3 protein-coding genes and 1 other RNA gene are annotated in these 2,763 nt (G+C 46.0%); 1 reads left to right on the top strand and 3 read right to left on the bottom strand.

Going from position 1 to position 2,763, the window contains the following annotated elements; genetic code table 11:
• Window positions 1-160: 160 nt before the first annotated feature.
• From A2517_RS10445 to A2517_RS10435, 3 genes are read right to left on the bottom strand one after another with little or no spacing between them, the layout of a single operon-like run.
• Window positions 161-847, bottom strand: a complete 687-nt coding sequence (locus tag A2517_RS10445) for an SDR family oxidoreductase (protein WP_294896781.1) — start codon at window positions 845-847, stop codon at window positions 161-163.
• Window positions 829-1,848 carry a spore photoproduct lyase family protein gene (locus A2517_RS10440; protein ID WP_294896779.1) on the bottom strand — a complete coding sequence of 340 codons (1,020 nt, stop codon included), beginning with the start codon at window positions 1,846-1,848 and terminating at the stop codon, window positions 829-831. Before A2517_RS10440 ends, A2517_RS10445 begins: the two co-directional genes overlap by 19 nt.
• Entirely contained in the window at window positions 1,817-2,602 is a 786-nt protein-coding gene (locus A2517_RS10435) for a hypothetical protein (protein WP_294896778.1), read from the bottom strand. The genes A2517_RS10440 and A2517_RS10435 overlap by 32 nt, the downstream gene beginning before the upstream one ends.
• Window positions 2,603-2,660: 58 nt before the next feature.
• Between A2517_RS10435 and ffs the strand changes: the two genes are divergently transcribed.
• Window positions 2,661-2,758, top strand: an RNA gene (gene ffs / locus A2517_RS10430) — signal recognition particle sRNA small type.
• Window positions 2,759-2,763: the final 5 nt, after the last annotated feature.

The raw sequence follows: 2,763 nt of genomic DNA, 5'->3' as shown, positions 1-2,763 counted from the left end.
TTTAGCTTATCAATAACATCCGCCGTCAAAACACTTGAACCGATACCGAGTGAGCTTACAGTTCCTGCCATTACAAATCCTTTTGTATATTAGTGTAATCTATATCGACCGAAACGGCCAAATATTTAGCTCATTACACTAAGCAAAAAAGGTTCCTTTACTATTTTTTTGTTATCCCGAAGCGTTGAGAACGGATTGTCATTTCGCTCACGCAAATCCCATCTCGTGTATCCAGCAGATACTGAACAGCTTGTGCGATATCAGAGGTGAGGAGTTTGGTGTCATCCTCTTTTCCCACACCGAATCTAAACCCGTCAAAAAACGGTGTTTCGGTCATATCGGGATTGATCGTAACCACTTTGACCCCGCTGTTACGAGTCTCCTCAAAAAGGGTCAATCCGAATGCACGAAGTCCCGCTTTAGTTGCGCTGTAAAGGGCGGAGAATTTGGAGTGACGGGTCGCTTCGATGCTAGTAATATTGAGGATCATCCCTTTCGACTTTTTGAGGGGACGCATCAATGCATTAGCGAGTAAAATCGGAGTGGTGAGATTCAAGGCGATCATATCGGTGATGGTTTTAGAACTGAGTTCTTCATGGGGTTCAAATCGTCCGAATCCGGCAGCGTTGACCAAAATTTCCAGATCTTCAATCTCTACTAATTTTTTTTGTAGGATATCGACCACCGCCAAATCACTCAGATCACACGGTAAATGCTCAAAAAGAGGGTGATGGATATCTCCTCTGCGACGGCTGAGTCCGATAACGTTATATCCGTTTTGCAGCAATACCTGCGCTATCGCTTCACCGATTCCTGAACTCGTCCCCGTTACGATTGCCGTTGCCATGTTCGGACCCTCTCTTTCGGTAGATACTGCGTTGCTTTTGCCAATAATGTCTCTAGAATAGTGGTTTCGATTGCTTCCGGATAGGTTGCCATCTCATCACGCACAATGTAGGGGTAAAAGGCGACATCACTGCGGCGAAGTTTTTTGAGGGAACGAAGATGGCTTTGTGACATACGAAAACTCCCCAATGTGAGATGTTCGATTGCTTCGGGATCGATAGTTCTAAATATCTGTTCAATCAGTTCAGTGTAGAGTATAGCAAACTTCTCTGTATAGATAACAGGGTCGATGCAAAGTCGTACTTTCCATCCTAACGTGATCGCTTCCGCCACCGCTCCGAGCCGTTTTTCGAGACTTGGGGTAGCGTGTTCGTAAGCGTTGATGATCTCTTGCGGAGAGAGGGTCCATGCAAGCGTTACCCTCGGATTGGGAAGAAACGATTTTAGCGATTTGATATTGGCGCTTTTGGTGCGGATTTCGAGATGAAGCTGTTCTTGTTCTGCGGCAAACTTCAACCATTCGCGTGTTTGGTGTGTTAGCGATTCGATGGCAAGGGTATCGGTATCATAGGAGGTCGCTACGAGGGTAGCTCTCCCTAAATAGGGGTGTAATTGTTCAAACGCATCTTCGAGATTCACAAATAACACCGTGTTAGCTGAGGGGTAAAGCCCCTGCAAATAGCAATAATCACAGTCATACAAACACCCCATAACGCTGGAGGCATAAAAAAACTGCTCATGACCGAAGCCGTCGCTGTATTGGCTCCCCTCATGCAAAAACTTCCCCTCTTTTTTGGCAAGGATCAGTTTTTTAGAGTGACTTTGCGCCGCAAAACTTTGTGAGGGTCGGTTAAACACCTCTTTGTAATGATCGATTAATATAACCTGCGAGTCGGCAAATTTTCTCCGAATCATTTGGCTCTGCGGGTGATCCACCACATCTCGTTCGATGTAGAGATGAGAAAAGAGCTTAGGCGGTGAGGGTTGCAATGAGTTCTTCAAGGAGTTGACTCCTTTCACGTTTAGAGCTAGGAATCAGAGGATTTAAGGGGGGAAATGTCCCTTTGTTTCTAAATCGAAAATATGTGAGCGCATCTTCGAGAGCAGAGCCTTGGCTTTTCGTAAAATGGGTTTTAAACACTTCGATTGCTTCCCGTTCATCTGCGGAAAATAAAGACGCCTCTTTCTGTATAGCGCGCAATCTTGAGATAAGAGTATCCACGGTATCCACGTGAGAACGGAGAAGTTCCATAACCCCCTCTTTAGTGACACTCTCGGGAATACAGTGATCGGAAACAATTTTAAGAAATGCCATTTGATGAAGCTTGAAAAAACGGGATGCGGCTTGAAAAATCGCACCGCTCTCCATATCAACCGGATAGTCGCCGCATAGTGATTGGGGAGTATCGATACACCGCATCGACGTTTCACGGAGAGGATGGGAGTAAAGAATGTCGGGATAATAGCGTCGATCTCCGTCCAAAATTTGATGGATCAGCAGCGCTTCACCGACTGCATAAGTAGAAGGTGCTCCGCAGATTCCGATATTGATCAAAATATCCTTCTCGCCGGGAATCCGCCATCCCAACAACGCGCTCACCGCCATCAGCGCATTCATTCGTCCCATTCCGCTCACTACTAACACTATCTCCTCATTTCGATAGAGGGTATAGGGGAGAGAGGTATCGCGTTTTAGACGATAATAGTCACACAAAGGTCTGGCTTCGGCATCAAGTGCTGTAACGAGGTAAATCATAGATTTATTATAGCACCATCTTGCATTTGCAGGTTTAAACGGCTATAATTCGCCAACTCTTCTAGACCTGTGCAAGGGGATGGACGGACATCGTGTCAGGGTAGGAATACAGCAGCACACCCGTTCATCTTTTGTGCCGCAGGTATCTGGGAGAGCCACTT

The sequence above is a fragment of the Sulfuricurvum sp. RIFOXYD12_FULL_44_77 genome, assembly GCF_001830725.1.
Lineage (GTDB): Bacteria > Campylobacterota > Campylobacteria > Campylobacterales > Sulfurimonadaceae > Sulfuricurvum > Sulfuricurvum kujiense_A.
This window is presented reverse-complemented; position numbering and strand designations above follow the sequence as displayed.

Bases quoted from the DNA above. Each gene is read 5' to 3' on its own strand.
- A2517_RS10435 (WP_294896778.1), bottom strand. From the start codon at position 2,602: ATGATTTACCTCGTTACAGCACTTGATGCCGAAGCCAGACCTTTGTGT.
- A2517_RS10445 (WP_294896781.1), bottom strand. From the start codon at position 847: ATGGCAACGGCAATCGTAACGGGGACGAGTTCAGGAATCGGTGAAGCG.